Origin of the sequence: Chryseobacterium sp. WG14 (genome assembly GCF_024586945.1) — a bacterium.
In the GTDB taxonomy this organism is placed as follows: Bacteria; Bacteroidota; Bacteroidia; order Flavobacteriales; family Weeksellaceae; genus Chryseobacterium.
The window spans coordinates 1-16,474 of sequence record NZ_JALCZD010000011.1; the positions used below are offsets into that span (position 1 = coordinate 1).

The following is a 16,474-nucleotide window of genomic DNA, read 5'->3' on the forward strand; positions in this document are numbered from 1 at the left end:
TAAGCTCTTTATAGCTTAATTTAACTTCTCCATAAACCAACGCAACCGCATCCGGCGTCCTTGATGCCTGAGATTCAAATAACTCATGAAGGGTTTTATCAGATTCAACAGATTCTATCCTATCCCAGAAAGTAACTGTATTTTGGTAAGAATCATGGTTTAACAGTTCATAGTTTGTGATCTGTTTTTCTACTTTCCCTTCCAGTAAATCTTCCAGTATTTCAATAAACAGCCCCTTATAAATGTCTACAAATCCTGTAACCAGTCTGACATCAAGTTTTTGATTGGCATAACGGACTTTAAAATTAACCTGTCCATCTCTTACCTCCTGCTCAAATGATAATTTTCCTACTAAATCAACATTCAGGTCACTATTAATAATTACATTGCTGGCTCCTTCATAATGAATAACCACATCCTTAAGACTGGTCTGAACAAATCCAAATTCCAATATATTTGATGTAGGTGCGTGGCTGATAAGCTCTTCAATAGGAAGATACCTGGCCTTACTTTTCTTCAGCAGATGGGTATACTCTAAATTTTGCTCTACAAGATCCTGAAGAGAAGATTCTTTATGAAATCTATACCCCTTCACAATAGTATTGATGTGGGCTCCAAAAATAAAATCCTGCCCCTCGGTAATACCAACAGGATAGTTGATCACCAGGTTATCTATTCCGGAAATTCTATGAAGCAAAACAGCTAACACCAATTGCCCAAATGTATAGGGCGTAAGTTTATATTTTGATGTTAGTTGTCTTACCTTAAGAAATACAGGCTCAGGAAAATTAAACCGGAGTTCACTTACCGGATTGGTAAGAACCGGAACTTTCTGTTCAAGATCTGAACGAACTAATTCTGAGGTCTGTAAAAATTTAAATCCAATATTTTCTACATCTTTCAGACTATTCTCCCAGAAATTAGACATTTCGGCTTTCCCACCTGTCAATATATCATCAAACTGACTTCTCAGTTTTTCATATAATTTTTTCTGCTCTGCAAGGCTAATCGGGTTTACATAGCTAAGATCATTGTAGAAGGTACTGAGTTCTGCATAAATACTGTTAGCACTTAGACCATCAACAAGAATATGAGAAAATATATGAATAATCCTATATCCTCCATTATCAAGTTTAATCGCATAAAATCTTGCCAGCTGGTCTTTCTCAAGATCAAACGGCTGTAGGGCAAGCTTTAGTACCTCTTCAGAGCTGGGCTCTTTGGCAATAAACGTTAATATCTGAGCATCTTCAGAGAGCAGCGGTCTGTGTTTCCAGACTAAGTTTCCCGATTCACCAATAACATTACTGTTGAGCAGTAAATTGTTGTTGACAAACCGGACTAAGCTTGAATTCAGTCTCTGAATATCTATATATCCGGACATTGACTGGTCAAAAATAATGTTGTAGTCACTTCTGGATGGATTCAGGATCCATTCATTGTAAAAGGTAGATTGGTAAGGTGTTAAATTCATGGGGATTATATCCTTTCGGATATGGTGTTAGGTTAGGATTTTTTTTCAGATTTTCTTCAAATATTTCTTGGTTTTCAAAAGTTGTCATTAGGTTTTCATGATGAGAAGTATGTGTTTTTTAATTGTCTTGCTATTTTTGTAATAACAGGGCTACTTTTATTGCTAATAATTCCAATTATAGGGAAGTATTTTAACCACGTTGGGTAGCTGTTAACAAAGTCGACAACTACCCTAGTGATTATTTAAAATTTATTTTTTTACTCTTTAATACAACGAACTGAGATGCCTTGTGCTTTACTTGGGAAAAAAGTAGCACTTGGAGCTCCAAATTGAGAAATCTGTAAAGCTGCGGCAGCTGGGCTGGATATTGATCCGGCTGTACTGCTCCAGTAAAGTCCGGAAGTTCCTGTTGTAACAGTTGAGATATTTCCTAGACCTGCATCTCTGGTTCCTGCTGCAGTAAGACCTAATTTACTTGCTGCTGCCCCATTAATACCATTGGTAATATTAGAAGCGCTTAGATAAGTTTGTATCTGTGCCTGTGTAGGAACTTTAAATCCTATAGGACACGGATTATTTGCAGAAGTGCTGGTTTGCCATAGCGTAGTACTGCCAGTTACTCTCCAGTCGCTTCCTGTAGCAATGAATCTGGTATCTGTAGGGTTATCATTCGCGGTACCGGTAATAATAGGGTTAACTGGTGTTCCTGTATTAGAAGCTGACCATTTAATCAGGTCATGTCCATCCGGTTTTCTTCCCCATTGGAATAGCGAACCATAAGCACGATAATCTGATGCAGAAGTCGGTCTTTTTCCAAGATTGAAGTTCGGATCATTTACATTCGTGTAATCTGCTCCTAAGTTATGATTCAGCCATACGTTACCATCTTCGGCCTGTATCGGAAGATAAAGGAAGTTGTGGCTAAAGTTTTTATCAATATCAGGCTGATTAAACATTCTGTCCGGAATTGCCGCTATTATACGGACATCATATCCTTTCTGAGCCCCGGCATTAGGCATAAGGAATCTTCCCAACAGCACACCAAGGTAATCATTTCCTATTCCTGCATTCACGTCCAGCTTGCGGGCATTTAATGTACCTCCTTCAGCTTTAAGGGTGGCTGTAATTGATTTAGTGGTACTGTTATAAGACTGGGAACTCCAGGAAAGTGTAATATTTCTGGAAATGCCATCTTCGGTAAGATTAGCCGGAACATTTATTGTTTGGCTGTAAGAACCAATGCTTCCACTTCCTGTAGCTGTTGCAGGAATATAGACTGTTAATCCTGAAGTAGGAATCACTCCCTGAAGATCAACCAGTGTTTCATTTACTCCATCCGCAGCAACAGGTCTGGCAGTAGTAGCAGGTCCTGTAGGTGTTGTAAACGGAGAATAATCCTGATCATACACAGAAGCAATAAAGTATCTTCCTTCTAATGTAATATTTGGTGGAATTACCGGAGTTCCGGGATTTACAGGAAGACTAATAGAAGTACATGTACTTCCATTAACAGTAATACTGAATACAGCACTTCCTGAAGTGATAGGAAAGCCGGCAACAGAAAACTGTAAACTTCCGGCCCCGGTAGCAAAAGTACCTGGCGCCAATGTAGCAGTCAATCCATTAGACTGAATAGTCTGTCCCGGATATGCACTTCCATCTCCACCAGTATAAGGAATTGTTAAGGTTCCTGTGTAAGCTTGTCCCTGAGTTGCTGTAGCGGGAGCAAATACCGCAGAAGCACATGTTAAAGCAAAAGAATTGTTCTCTTGCCAGAAACATGACGACCACGCACCTCCCTGGAAAGCTTTTACACACTGTTCTGCTACATCGTATATTAACATGCCGTTAACCGGGTTAGCAATAGCTCCTGTATTGGGAACCCTGTTTAATAATAAGCTTTTGTTTGTGGATCCCAATTCCAGATCAGCACTTAAATGGGGATTTGCAGTATTAATCCCTACCTGTCCGAAGGATAAAGAACTGATACAGAAATAAATCGATAATAATAGTTTTTTCATCTTAAAATATTCGTTTTTAATAAATGAATTTGGGTTATATAAATGTGTTTATTTTTTGAAATTGTGAAAAATCAAGTAATGGTAGGCCCGGGCACCGAGATTCAGAATATGGTTGAGAGACAATGAAAACAATAGACAATCTAAATAATTAATTAACAGTAACTTAATATAATAATTAACCTTTGCGTTTTAGGCACAGTCTTCTTACAACAGTTACTATTTACATCATTATAAAGTAATTATTGAATCTAATATAATTCTCAGGAAATTTCTGCCTGAAACTCATTTTCAAGGAAGGGAAAGAATCGTACTATTCAGGTCAAAAATTGTTGTATGCCAATGAAACCCTAATTGTCAGAATATATGCTTTGGCTGAAATACTGTACTGAATAATATAAGCTTCTGTTACCTGCCGGGAAAATTATCGCGGGAATGCTACCACTAATCCATTGATCTCAATATCTCGTCTTTCACAAGAGTTCTCCTCCCTTGTGTATACGTAATGTCTTGTTCGCGATAAAATTGCCAAGCAATAAAATCGTGGGGCAGGTCTACAGAACCTTTTGATAAAGATAGTGGGTCAGAAGCCTGTTTGGCTCTTAGATTTTTGCCTAAACATTTCGACCATTTTCCAGATTGGTATGCTTTTACACATTCCTCTGAAAGATCATAAATCATCATTCCATTGGCAGGATTTGGAATTGCATTTGTGTTTGGGACTCTGTTCAAAATTAAAGCCTTGTTATTTGAACCAAGCTCAAGATCTGTACTAAGATGGGGATTCTCTTTTTTAATACCTACTTGTGCAAATGTAAGTACGTTGAAGCAAATGCTGATTTGCAGCAATAACTTTTTTCTCATTGTGAATTTTTAGTGTTGAAATAATTTTTTTCTCTGCGTAAAGATATATGTTAATTTTGAAATCACAAAGTAAATTTTGCAAAAAAATCTTATTTTATCACCTATAAATGATTTATATGGTGTATTTTTTATGAAAAAAAAATAATAAAATAGGGTGCACAACACTTTTAAAAAGGGTTAATCAGTTTTGGAACAATTCAAAACAAATAGATTTATTTACGACTGTAAATTCCTCAGATGCTATGCAACAATGATATCTTTTATCTATAAAAAATTCTTTCGTGAAGAATTTTTTTCCTTCAATAATACATTCATTATTTAAAATTTCAAATGAATCAAGAGGAATCATCATCCCACTACCTTCTGCTTTTAAGACCGCTTCTTTTTTTGTCCAATAGGTAAAAAAACTATTTATTTGGTCTTCGGATTGATGAATTTCCTCAAATTCACCCGCCGTCATCTGGAATTGAAAATCCAAATAATTGATGGAATCATCTGAAAACTCAATATCAATTCCAATAGGATAATCAGCTATAGCACAAGCCACAAGATTTTTGGAATGAGATATATTAAAATGAACGGTATGCCCTTTTAGAAAAGGTTTATTGTTGGATAATCTTCCAATTTCTGCGCCTTTGATTCCATAATGAGCATTTAACCCATGCTCTAAAAGAACTCTTCCCAACAGAGAAAGCTGGGCATCCTGCCATCGCCGGTATTTCAGAATATCTTTCTTAAAATCTTCCGGAAAAGCATTCAAATACCTGTCCATCAAAAATTTGTGTCTGCTTTCATCAATAAACGAATATAGAATAATCATCAAAAATAAATTACATTAAAAATAGTCATTTTCTTTTTCAAACCTATTTTAAAGCTTATTATTTATTTTCGATTAGGAAACTGTATCTGCTCATCAATCAATATGGATACAGGGCATCATTAAGTGGCTTTTGCAGAAAAAAAGACTGGAATCATAAAGCATTTTGGAAAATGTTTTTTAATTTTAACCTATAATCACTATAAATCATTTAAAAATGAAAGTACAAACATTAGCAGTATTGGCTGGATGTGCATTTTTAGCTGCTTCTTGTGGCACTGTAAAAACGTACGAAGTAAACGCCAAGAGCGGAACACAAACAGGAGGAACGGCAAAGTTTACCCAACAGGGAAGCGATGTAATTATGAAGCTTGATGTCAATCACCTGACCCCTGGAATCCATGCAGTACACATTCATGAAAAAGGAGACTGTTCTGCAGCGGATGGAACATCTACCGGAGGACACTGGAATCCCGGTAAAGATGACCATGGAAAATGGGGTGCTGAACATTTCCATATGGGAGATATAGGCAACCTGATTGCAGACGAGAGTGGAAATGCCACTTTAACCTTTAAGACAGACAAATGGTGTCTTTCCTGTACAGATGAGTCTAAAAATATCATTGGAAAAGGTCTTATCGTACACGCTGCGGCTGATGATTTCCATACTCAGCCTACAGGGAATGCAGGAGGAAGAGTTGGATGTGTAGAAATCAAATAACCCGTTTATTTCAATAAAAAACCGCTAATTTTCATTAGCGGTTTTTTTATGATTATGATTTTGTTCCCATATCTGCTACAATATTCATTGCCTCCTGCAGGTAGAGATCTTTTTTCAGATTTTTGATCCACATTTCAGATTTTTTCTTGAATGCTTCATCTTTTTTCTCTCTTTCAACTTCACTTGGATACATGATAAACTGAAGTCCGTTCTCAAATTTAGTCAGCACCTTAAACTTCTCAATCTGAGACTTCCTATGCTTCATCAATTCATTAAATTTATTGATATTCAGCGTGATATTTTCTTCTTTATCCAATTTTTCTCTCCATTGAGCTGATTCTAATAACAATTGGTAATTGCTGTTTTTAGCCATTCTTTCAGAGCTTGCTTTTTCAAGAGCCTGAATGTTGAAATAGTTCAGCTTTTCAAATTTTGTAGGTGGAATTTTATCCCAGGCCAATGCGTAATCATCATATCTCTCTCCTACTTCAGCATAGGTAAAGAAGTCTTTCATTTGAATATCAGAAACAATTCCTTTTCTCTGAGTAGATTCACCGGTAATTTTGTAAAACTTTTGAATCGTCAGTTTTAAAGATCCGAAATCATCCTCAGTATTTAAAAATCTATTCAGGTCAACAAAAGTCTGTACGGTACCTTTTCCAAAAGACTGTGGTGATCCGATGATCATTGCTCTTCCATAATCCTGCATTACTCCTGCTAAAATTTCTGAAGCTGAAGCTGAAAGTTCATTTTGCATAATGACTAAAGGCCCCGTCCATATAGGAGCTTCATATTTGTTCTTTAAGGTCTGGATTTTCCCGTTTCCATCTTTTACCTGAACATAAGGACCAGCATCCATGAAAAGGCCCATAATATCCCCAACTTCCGTTAAAGATCCTCCACCATTATTTCTCAGATCAAGAATAATTCCTTCAATATTCTGAGCTTTAAGTTTTACAATTTCGTTTTTAATATCGTCAGAAGCGTTTCTTCCTTTTGCATTTTCAAAATCAGCATTAAAGCTTGGAAGGTTAATGAATCCGTATTTCTTTCCATTCGGTGTATTCACCACAATACTTCTTGCAAAAGTATCTTCAATAGCTACCTCTTCACGAATCATAGTAACGTCCTTTATAGATCCGTCCTTTTTCTGTACCGTTAAGGTTACCGGCGTTCCTTTTTCCCCTCTGATCAGCCTTACCGCTTCATCAGAAAGCATTCCCACAACGTTTACTGCATCATCTTTAGGTTTAGATTTTACTTTTAAAATCTTATCTCCTTCAGAAAGCTGCTTAGATTTCCATGCCGGGGCTCCAATAGTAAGAGCTCCCAGGAAAAGATTTCCTTTTTTCTCCTGAATAATGGCTCCGATACCGATTACTTTTCCGGTAAACTGGCTGTCAAAATCCTCTTTATCTTTTGGTGAATAATAATTCGTGTGTGGATCAAATACTTCCGTATATGCATTCATATACACTGTAAACCAATCCATTTTCTTTCTCTTTTTGAATCTTGTAAAGGTATCTTTCACAAGGTCTTTTACCTCATCTGTAGCCTTCTTAATCTTTTCATCCTGAGTAAGAACCTTAAAATTGATCGTATCCTTAAGTTTGTACTTCTGAACAGAATCTTTTTTCTCTTTCTGAGCTTCCTCTTTACTGTTCATGGATTCAATCTCCTGAAGGATATTATATTTAATGAACTTCTTCCACTCGTTATACTGTTCCTGCTTATTGGCAGGAATTTTTTTAAGCTTGGGTTCTAGAGTAAGCGCTTCATCTTCCTGAAGATTAATCGGTTTACTGAAAATATCCTGGGTAATCTTATCAATGTCATCCACTCTTTGGTAGAGTCTGTCTATCGTAAGTTTATAAAAGCTAAGATCGCCCTGGCTGATATAGTCATCAAGCTTTGTCTCATGCTTGCTGAATTCATCCATGTCAGATTGCAGGAAATATCTTTTTGCAGGGTCTACCAATTCGAAATAATGCTTATAAACGTCCTTAGAATAGGCATCATTAATAGTTTTTGGGCTATAATGAAGATAAGAAAGTGTATTTTTTACGCTCACCATTATTGTTTGCATCTTTTCATCGTCATTCTTTGGCGAGTTGAAACAAAACATTAGACTGGTTAATGGAATTAGGAGTAAAAATTTATTCAGTTTGAAATTTTTCCACATAAACTGTCTTGTATTTATTAATTTTTTTAAAAATAAGTATATCAATTAGTAACATAAAATACCCGTATTGTTACAAACGATCAAATTTAATACCTTATTTACAAATATCGTATAGTTTTAGTGTTTTTTATCAAAAGAGCTATGCAAATAATAAATCCGCTTCTCTATATTTCTACGAAAAGAAATTTTTCTTATATGGTAAAAATATCTTAAACTTCCTTTTCTATAAGTGCTTTTAAACATGGTTTTGCCTATTTAATAAAAAAAAACAGGTACCACAAAAAGTAATTTTAAGACATAAAGGCACAAATTATGCTGATATTTAATCAGATAACTTTAAAAATGTAACGTTATGAGAAGTATATTATGGTTAGTAGCAGTCATTTGTATCGTTGTTTGGCTTTTAGGAATGTTAGGAGTGGTTCCGGGAATCAGTACCGGATATTTATTTCATGTTCTCTTGGTCATTGCTATTATTGTTATTCTTTACAATATTATATCAGGGAGAAAACCTCTTGATTAAGCCTTACTCAAATTATTAAACTTTAAAAAGATGTAAATTTCGGTGAGATTGTATGGATATTATTTTCAAAGATAAAATCTGTTACAGTTTCACTGAAAGGCATCCCTTCGTACTGACCCTTTTTTGATATTTCCGATCAGAAAACATCCCATTTTATGCCTATTTTTAATTTTTTCTTAAAAATATGATGTATTTATAACCCCGCAGATATTTTATAACAGGTTATTTTTAACTACATTTGATGTGTTGAAATTTCTTTTTGTCCTGATTAAATAATTGGACAAACTGCACTTCATATTATTAAAAAATTAAAATATTTTATGGAAAGACCACTTATTCTGGTTACTAATGATGATGGAATTACAGCTCCTGGTATCAGAAATCTTGTAAATTTTATGAATGAAATCGGAGAAGTTGTTGTTGTAGCCCCTAATTCTCCCCAAAGTGGAAAAGGCCACGCTATTACCATTAATTCTACCCTAAGCTACGAAGAAGTTACCCTTGAAGGCCCACAAAAAGATTTTTCCTGTAGTGGAACTCCTGTAGACTGTGTAAAAATGGCTCTTGACAAAATTTTGATAAGAAGGCCGGACATTGTTGTTTCAGGAATTAATCACGGGGCTAATTCTTCTATTAATGTGATCTATTCGGGGACGATGTCTGCTGCTGTGGAAGCCGGAGTGGAGGGAATCCCTGCAATTGGATTTTCATTACTGGATTTCAGCTGGGAGGCAGATTTTACCCAGGCTAAAGAATTTATTCAGAATATAGTCAGAAGGACTCTTGAAAAGCCTATGCCTAAAGGAATTGTACTGAATGTCAATATTCCCAAACTGCCGGCGGAAGAAATAAAAGGCATAAAAGTCTGCAAACAGGCTCATGCGAAATGGGAAGAAAGCTTTGATGAAAGAGTAAATCCACACGGAAAAAAATATTACTGGCTTACAGGATATTTCAATAATATGGATGAATCTGAAGATGCCGATGAGACAGCTTTGGCCAACGGATATATTTCTATTGTACCGGTGAAATTTGACATGACAGCCTATGAGTATATGAATACACTCGGAGAGGTAATGACTTTTGACCCTATTCCGGAAGTTAAATAACAGTTTCTATTACGAACAGTTTTAAAAACATATAAAAGAGACGTAAAATGATTTTACGTCTCTTATTTTTTTCCGATTCAGTTAAAACAATACTTTATCCTCTTTTCTCAGTTCTTTTAGATAATTTTTCTTATCATCTCGGTAGAAAAGATTCATTGTTTCAAATGGGATCAATTTCAGATCCTTATTGACAATATGTACACAGGATTTTTTTACCGCACGGACGTCGAAATCATGGGCATCCATAAAATTCATAATGATAATTCTGAACAGGTTATCATAATCAAAATTGGGAGCACATACATCCGGAAGGCAGCAGAGTAGCTGGTTCACTTTAGGCTTTACTTTATCTACAGAAATTCCCGTACTGAATATATCCAGCAGCTGCATCTGAAGTCCTTCATCCTGTTCGTAAACAATGGTGTTTTTAGATTCATTATTCAGAAGATCAGCAGGATTGATATATCGGGTTAAAGGGATTGTCTCTCCTTCTAATTTTAAAATATATCCCATGGCCAGAGCATCCGGATTACAGGGAACAGGGATGATATCATCAGAATTTAATAGCGGGAACTGATTGAGAATTTCCTGTCTTACCTCTGTTAAGGTAATTTTCTCATGGGAAGAATCTTCCCTGTTTCTTCCTGCAATCTCTACAGGCTGGAAAGTAATTCCCCGTACACATTTCTGTTTCAGAGCAAACTCAATGATCTTACCGATTTCATCTATATTTTTATCTTTTTGAAGTACAATAACCAGTGTGGTGGAAAGGTTAAGTGCATTCAGTTTCTCCAGGGCTTTCATTCTTACCGCCGTAAGATCTTTTCCCCTGAAGTCCTCCAACACTTCAGGCTTAAATGAATCAAACTGAAGATATACCTCAAATTCCGGCGCATAGGTCGCCAGTTTTTCGGCAAATCCCGGATCATTAGCTATTCTTATCCCATTGGTATTTAACATTAAATGTTTTATGGGTTTCGATTTGGCAATATCCATGATTTTAAAAAACTCAGGATGTATGGTAGGTTCTCCTCCACTAATCTGAACAACATCCGGTTCGCCTTCATTTTTAACGATAATATCAAACATCGCTTCTATTTCCTCCAGACTTCTGTGGCTTCCATAGTGAGGAGAAGACATGGCATAACATGTAGGACATGTTAAATTACACCGGTCCGTAACTTCTACTATAGAAAGACAGCTATGCTGCTCGTGATCTACACAAAGTCCGCAGTCATAAGGACATCCGTACTCCACATCTGTTCCGAAATGATGGGGCATTTCCGAAGCTTTGTTATAGTTTCTTATGTTTTTATAATACTGCACATCCGAGGCTATTTTTGTCTTAAAGAAGCCATGGTCAGGACATCTTTTCGTCATAAAAACAGTTTCATCCTCAATAATAATCTTAGCTCCTACTCTTTTAAGACATTCGGGGCAAAGGCTTATCGTATAATCGTAATACGTATAGTTTCTTACTGGCATATTTTAATGTTAAAGTCCTCCGCAGATATATCCGCTAATCAAACCGCAGATTAAAATACAGATTACCATAGTTTGTATAAATTGTTTTTTACTGAATTTCCGGTCTCCTTTCCATTCATAGATTACTTTCGTGATCAAAGTGACTACCAGAGAAATAAACAAAGCACCCAAAATAATCATTCCAATGATCATGATGACGACACCGGCCATATTGCCCACTTCTAAAATTGTTAAAGATTTCATCGTGAATATTTTTAATATAAGGATTTGGTATTTTTGATAATATAAATGTAATAAATAATTACACATACACACACAATTTGTATTGTTCCCAAATTTCCGGCAATTTCTACTCTGGGCTTAATAAAATCCAGCAGCAATCTGAAAGTAAAATAACTCAGCATAAAAACCTGAAAAACAAATCCTGAAGGGTATTTCTTCAAGCGTTGAATATAGTGTAAAGCTATCCATAAAATAAATAGAAATGCAATCTCATAAAGCGCTACAGGATGCCTTAGATATTGGTCTCCCAAATGCATTCCAAAGATTGAATCGGTAGGAATTCCATAGGTTTCTTCATGAATTCCCGTAAGGAAGCAACCGATTCTTCCGATCATTATGGCAAGCATTAAAGGAAAAACAATTAAGTCTCCGGTGCTTTCTTTATGTTTTACTATTTTTTTTGCCAGCTCCACCCCTATTAACCCAAAAGCAAGGCCACCCACAATCGTATTGTTGGACCAAAATCTTTTAAAGCTGAAATTTTCGAATAATGTATAAGGATTTTCGAGGTTTCCTATCAGCTTGGAACCTATTAAAGCTCCTGCTGTTGCCCCTATTAATACAGCAGCGGAAATATTGAAACTAAGCTTTTCTTTAGACTTTCTTTTAAGGTAAAAATAATACCGCATACCCAAAAACATCCCGGCGGTCTCAAAAAGAGGATGTGCAAGGATTGTTGTACCGAAAATATGAAAAGTTACAGGAAAATCCATTGCTTCAAAAATAATCTATTTGAGATTATTTACTACCTTTATTCTGACAAATAATTATAAAATGCGTATAGAATATGAAATAAAACTGGGGTTCAAGGATGTAATGTTCCGTCCCAAACGTTCTACCTTAAAGTCCCGGTCAGAAGTTAATCTGGAAAGAGAATTTATTTTCCGGCATTCTCAGAAAAAATGGAATGGAGTTCCCGTTATCGCAGCTAATATGGATACGGTTGGTACTTTTGAAATGGCTGTGGAACTGGCAAAAGAAAAAATAATTACAGCCATTCATAAACACTATACCACTGAAGAATGGAGTGAGTTTCTTGAAAGCCAGCCTGAAAGTATTTATCAGTATATCGCATTAAGTACCGGTACGGGAAAAGCAGATGAAGAAAAAATCAGACAGATTCTTGAAAAGCATCCAAAAATTGAGTTTCTCTGCATTGATGTAGCTAATGGTTATTCGGAGCATTTCGTTGGATTTGTGAAGAAAGCAAGAGCCAATTTTCCGGACAAAATTATTATAGCGGGGAATGTGGTCACCGGAGAGATGGTGGAAGAGCTTCTTTTGGTAGGGGCAGATATCATTAAAGTAGGAATAGGCCCCGGTTCAGTTTGTACAACAAGAGTAAAAACAGGGGTAGGATATCCTCAGCTTTCAGCTATCATTGAGTGCGCAGATGCGGCTCACGGTCTGGGAGGACACATTATAGCAGACGGAGGCTGTAAGGTTCCCGGCGATGTGGCTAAAGCCTTTGGTGGCGGAGCAGATTTTGTGATGCTTGGAGGTATGTTTGCCGGACATGATGAAAGCGGTGGCGAAATGGTAGAGGAAAATGGTAAGAAATTCCGTTTGTTTTATGGTATGAGTTCAAAAACAGCTATGGATAAACATTCTGGAGGGGTTGCAGAGTATCGTGCTTCTGAAGGAAAAACGGTGAAAGTAGCCTACAAAGGTCCTGTATCAGAAACCGTAAAAGATATTTTAGGAGGGGTAAGATCTACCTGTACTTATGTGGGGGCTTCCAAACTTAAGCAGCTTTCCAAAAGAACTACTTTTATCAGAGTTCAGGAGCAGGAAAACCAGGTTTTTAAAGACTAATCCTTATCATTTTTAGAGACTGCCGGATGAGCAGCAATAAGAATAAAAAAAGGCTGTACCTCATGTGCAGCCTTTTTACTATTTTTAAGTTAACATACCCCCGTCAACGTTTAGCGTCTGTCCGGATATATAAGAAGCCATGTCACTTCCTAAAAATACACAGGCATTAGCAACATCTGCAGGCTGTCCTCCTCTTTTCATTGGAATACCTTCTCTCCATTCCTGGACTATTTTCTCGTCTAAAACAGCCGTCATTTCCGTTTCAATGAATCCCGGAGCAATAGCGTTACATCTGATATTTCTGGATCCCAGTTCCAGAGCAACAGATTTTGTGAATCCAATTACACCAGCTTTAGAAGCAGCATAGTTTGCCTGTCCTGCATGTCCTTTTATTCCGACTACGGAAGTCATATTGATAATAGATCCTGTTCTTGCCTTCATCATCGGTTTAATCACTGCTTTTGTAAGGTTAAAAACTGAATCTAAATTTACTCTCAACACCTGATCCCAATCTTCTTTAGACATTCTCAACAGCAGGTTATCTTTTGTAATCCCGGCATTGTTTATCAAAATATCAATTTGCCCAAACTCCTTCATTACATCATCTACCAATTGCTGGGCAGCATCATAATCCGATGCATCAGACTGATATCCTTTAATTTGGGTTACAGAACTTAAAGATGCTTCTAATTCTTTAGCTTTGTCTACAGAGCCGGCGTAAGTAAATGCTACTTTTGCACCATGCTGTGCAAATACTTCAGCAATCCCTTTCCCGATTCCTCTTGTAGCTCCGGTAATTAGTGCTACTTTTCCTTCTAATAGTTTCATATTTATTGACAATTATTTTCTTTATAACTCATTCAGCTTATGAATGCTGACTCATTTTCGATCTATAATTCCTTTCCAGAATTAAACGGTTTGCAAAGATATTATAAATTGTCATGCAACGCATTCAAATCATTAAATTACTGACTTTTTTTATCAGTTTTCAGTTTATTAAAGTTGGGTAGCCGTATTTTTGAACCTTGTAAAATAGATAAAGTCAGATTTTTTGTTTCGATCTAACCTCAATACTTCTTTTTCCCAAAAATAAGTATCATAAATAATTTCCCGGAGAGGTTCATTTTGAAAATTCAGAACACCGTATCTGCCGTCTTTCTTCACAACAATTTCATTTTCATAGTTTTCAAATACTACGATATCTTCATATATAAAAGGAACAATTTCTTTGCCTGCTTCATCTAAAATACCATACAGATTATCTTTATTCTTGCATACAAGCGGTTTTGAATATTGATTAAGCAGATTAAAATAATCTGTAGCCAAGCCTTTAATCATGGTAATATCCTTTAATTCTGTCATCGATTGGTTGCCCAATGAAAACCTGTAATATTTATCCTGCTTTCTGATCATTAAGCTATTAGGATAAAAACCAAGGATCTGATCACCATCATGTAGCACATTCTTAAGGTCCTTATCCAGCAGTTTTTCTTCATTTCCTTTTTTAAGATAAATAAAATCATTCCCGGAGATGACAAAACTTTTGATAAAGTCATATTCCTGCGGAATAATCACATTGCCTTCTACATCAACAATTCCTGATTTCTTTGATTGATCATTATACACACTGAAAAGACGATCAAATAAAGGAGCCAGATCCCTGAAACTGCTGGGATAAAGTTTCTGGTCCTTCTTATAAAAAATAGTTGCTTTATTGCTCTTTCTAAGATAGATATATTCTTTCTTTCCAAAATATTCAGGGGTAATATCAGAGTAAACCTCTTCAGCAATGGTATCTTCATCGAGATCGATTAAACCATATTTTCCTGTATTTTTGTTCTTTGTAATAAGATAGGGATACGCGTTGATATCTGTTATATTCTTTGAAAACCGATGGAGCGTATTTCCATCTAATCCAATAATTTCACTTTGCCCCTCTTCGTTCACAATCAAAGCTTTATCCCCTTCAAAGTGGTAATCTTCTCTGAATTCTCTTTCAGTGACCTGCCTGCCATTAAAATCATAAAGCAGCCATTTCTTATTCTGTAAAACAAAAAACCTGTTCCTGGCTGCAAATCTTATTTTATCAGAATAAGGAATAATCTGTTTCCCATTATAATCATAAACAGCTTCCTTATCCTTTCTGGAAGAAATAATCCGTTCTTTACTGAACCACGGCGTATTAAATTCCTGTTCATCCAAAGAAATCAGCTCATTCCCTTTTTCATCAATAATTCCTGATGTAGCTTTACTTCCTTCTTCAGACCGCAGAACGAATCTGTTTTTGGAAATATGATAAATACTGCCTCTGTAAGGAGATTCAAATGTAATTGTTCCCAACGAGTCTACAATTCCCTGTTTCCTGGTAGCAGCATCATATACCGTTCCGTATCCTTCCGAATAGGAGCTAACCTCTTTTCCAATCTTTTTTGATAAAAGAACTTTAGTGTACTGATGAGACTGTGCTGCACAAATAGTGGAGCACAATACGAAAACTAATTTTTTCAATTAAATAGAATTATTGACGATAAGAACGATCTCCCCTTTTAAAGTTTTACTCTTGGAAAATTCAATTAATTCATTGATAGTCCCCCGTTTAGTTTCTTCAAATTTTTTAGAGATTTCACGGCTTAAGCTTGCTTTGGTTTCTTCTCCAAAGAATTCTTTGATCTGTTCTAATGTAGTATTGATCTTGTGAGGACTCTCATACAGAACAATCGTTTTCTTTTCTTCAGCAAGCTGTTTCAGCTTTGTTTGTCTCCCTTTTTTCTGGGGCAGGAACCCTGCAAAGAGAAATTCATTATTGGGAAGTCCTGAAACCACCAAAGCAGGAATCAGAGCCGTAGCTCCCGGCAGACAGATCATTTCTATGCCATTATCTGCTCCGGCTTTTGCCAGTAAATAGCCGGGATCTGAAATTCCCGGAGTTCCTGCATCTGTAATAATGGCGATATTCTGACCGCTTTTAAGATCGGCAATCACTTTTTCAGTTGCCTGATGTTCATTATGCAAATGATAAGATTTCAAAGGTTTTGAGATCTCAAAATGTTTTAAAAGTATACCGGAAGTCCTGGTATCTTCACATAAAATATAATCAACTTCTTTCAAAACATTCACTGCCCTGAAAGTCATATCTTCCAAATTTCCTACAGGAGTAGGAACAAAATATAAGATTCCGCTCAAA

15 protein-coding genes are annotated in these 16,474 nt (G+C 36.1%); 4 read left to right on the plus strand and 11 right to left on the minus strand.

Going from position 1 to position 16,474, the window contains the following annotated elements; genetic code table 11:
* From MP478_RS16765 to MP478_RS16780, 4 genes are all read right to left on the minus strand, one after another.
* Positions 1-1,474, minus strand: a 1,474-nt coding sequence (locus MP478_RS16765) for a condensation domain-containing protein (RefSeq protein WP_257201097.1), incomplete at its 3' end; no start/stop codon positions are given.
* Between the two features lie 257 nt (positions 1,475-1,731).
* A complete protein-coding gene (locus tag MP478_RS16770; protein ID WP_257189454.1) occupies positions 1,732-3,495 on the minus strand; it encodes a fibrobacter succinogenes major paralogous domain-containing protein in 1,764 nt (587 codons plus the stop codon).
* A 441-nt stretch (positions 3,496-3,936) separates the two neighbouring features.
* On the minus strand, positions 3,937-4,356 hold the full coding sequence (locus tag MP478_RS16775; protein WP_257201098.1) for a hypothetical protein: 420 nt from the start codon (positions 4,354-4,356) through the stop codon (positions 3,937-3,939).
* Positions 4,357-4,537: 181 nt separating this feature from the next.
* Positions 4,538-5,176 carry a 4'-phosphopantetheinyl transferase superfamily protein gene (locus tag MP478_RS16780; RefSeq protein WP_257201099.1) on the minus strand — a complete coding sequence of 213 codons (639 nt, stop codon included), beginning with the start codon at positions 5,174-5,176 and terminating at the stop codon, positions 4,538-4,540.
* A 214-nt stretch (positions 5,177-5,390) separates the two neighbouring features.
* Here MP478_RS16780 and MP478_RS16785 point away from each other — a divergent pair, with 214 nt between their 5' ends.
* Positions 5,391-5,894: a superoxide dismutase family protein gene (locus tag MP478_RS16785; protein WP_230033179.1), complete on the plus strand. Its 504-nt coding sequence runs from the start codon at positions 5,391-5,393 to the stop codon at positions 5,892-5,894.
* Positions 5,895-5,946: 52 nt separating this feature from the next.
* On the opposite strand, the gene MP478_RS16790 is transcribed toward MP478_RS16785, so the two are convergent.
* A complete protein-coding gene (locus tag MP478_RS16790; RefSeq protein WP_257189457.1) occupies positions 5,947-8,076 on the minus strand; it encodes a carboxy terminal-processing peptidase in 2,130 nt (709 codons plus the stop codon).
* 352 nt (positions 8,077-8,428) lie between these two features.
* Between MP478_RS16790 and MP478_RS16795 the strand changes: the two genes are divergently transcribed.
* Positions 8,429-8,599, plus strand: coding sequence for a lmo0937 family membrane protein (locus tag MP478_RS16795; RefSeq protein WP_230033175.1), 171 nt, complete (start codon positions 8,429-8,431; stop codon positions 8,597-8,599).
* Positions 8,600-8,919: 320 nt separating this feature from the next.
* On the plus strand, positions 8,920-9,708 hold the full coding sequence (surE, locus tag MP478_RS16800; RefSeq protein WP_230033173.1) for a 5'/3'-nucleotidase SurE: 789 nt from the start codon (positions 8,920-8,922) through the stop codon (positions 9,706-9,708).
* Positions 9,709-9,789: 81 nt separating this feature from the next.
* Here surE and MP478_RS16805 read toward each other — a convergent pair whose 3' ends face one another.
* From MP478_RS16805 to MP478_RS16815, 3 genes are read right to left on the minus strand one after another with little or no spacing between them, the layout of a single operon-like run.
* Positions 9,790-11,193, minus strand: a complete 1,404-nt coding sequence (locus MP478_RS16805) for a radical SAM protein (protein ID WP_257201100.1) — start codon at positions 11,191-11,193, stop codon at positions 9,790-9,792.
* 9 nt (positions 11,194-11,202) lie between these two features.
* The gene (locus MP478_RS16810) at positions 11,203-11,436 is read right to left on the minus strand and encodes a hypothetical protein (RefSeq protein WP_230033162.1); all 234 of its coding nucleotides are present in this window, start codon (positions 11,434-11,436) and stop codon (positions 11,203-11,205) included.
* 11 nt (positions 11,437-11,447) lie between these two features.
* The gene (locus tag MP478_RS16815; protein WP_257201101.1) at positions 11,448-12,188 is read right to left on the minus strand and encodes a prolipoprotein diacylglyceryl transferase; all 741 of its coding nucleotides are present in this window, start codon (positions 12,186-12,188) and stop codon (positions 11,448-11,450) included.
* Between the two features lie 61 nt (positions 12,189-12,249).
* Between MP478_RS16815 and MP478_RS16820 the strand changes: the two genes are divergently transcribed.
* Positions 12,250-13,290, plus strand: a complete 1,041-nt coding sequence (locus MP478_RS16820) for a GMP reductase (RefSeq protein ID WP_257201102.1) — start codon at positions 12,250-12,252, stop codon at positions 13,288-13,290.
* A gap of 84 nt (positions 13,291-13,374) precedes the next feature.
* Here the strand turns inward: MP478_RS16820 and fabG are convergent, their stop codons facing one another.
* The 3 genes from fabG to rsmI form a co-directional block, all read right to left on the minus strand.
* Entirely contained in the window at positions 13,375-14,118 is a 744-nt protein-coding gene (gene fabG / locus MP478_RS16825; RefSeq protein ID WP_230033155.1) for a 3-oxoacyl-[acyl-carrier-protein] reductase, read from the minus strand.
* A gap of 168 nt (positions 14,119-14,286) precedes the next feature.
* Positions 14,287-15,798 carry a WG repeat-containing protein gene (locus MP478_RS16830; RefSeq protein ID WP_257201103.1) on the minus strand — a complete coding sequence of 504 codons (1,512 nt, stop codon included), beginning with the start codon at positions 15,796-15,798 and terminating at the stop codon, positions 14,287-14,289.
* Positions 15,799-16,473 carry a 16S rRNA (cytidine(1402)-2'-O)-methyltransferase gene (gene rsmI / locus MP478_RS16835; RefSeq protein ID WP_230033152.1) on the minus strand — a complete coding sequence of 225 codons (675 nt, stop codon included), beginning with the start codon at positions 16,471-16,473 and terminating at the stop codon, positions 15,799-15,801.
* Position 16,474: the final 1 nt, after the last annotated feature.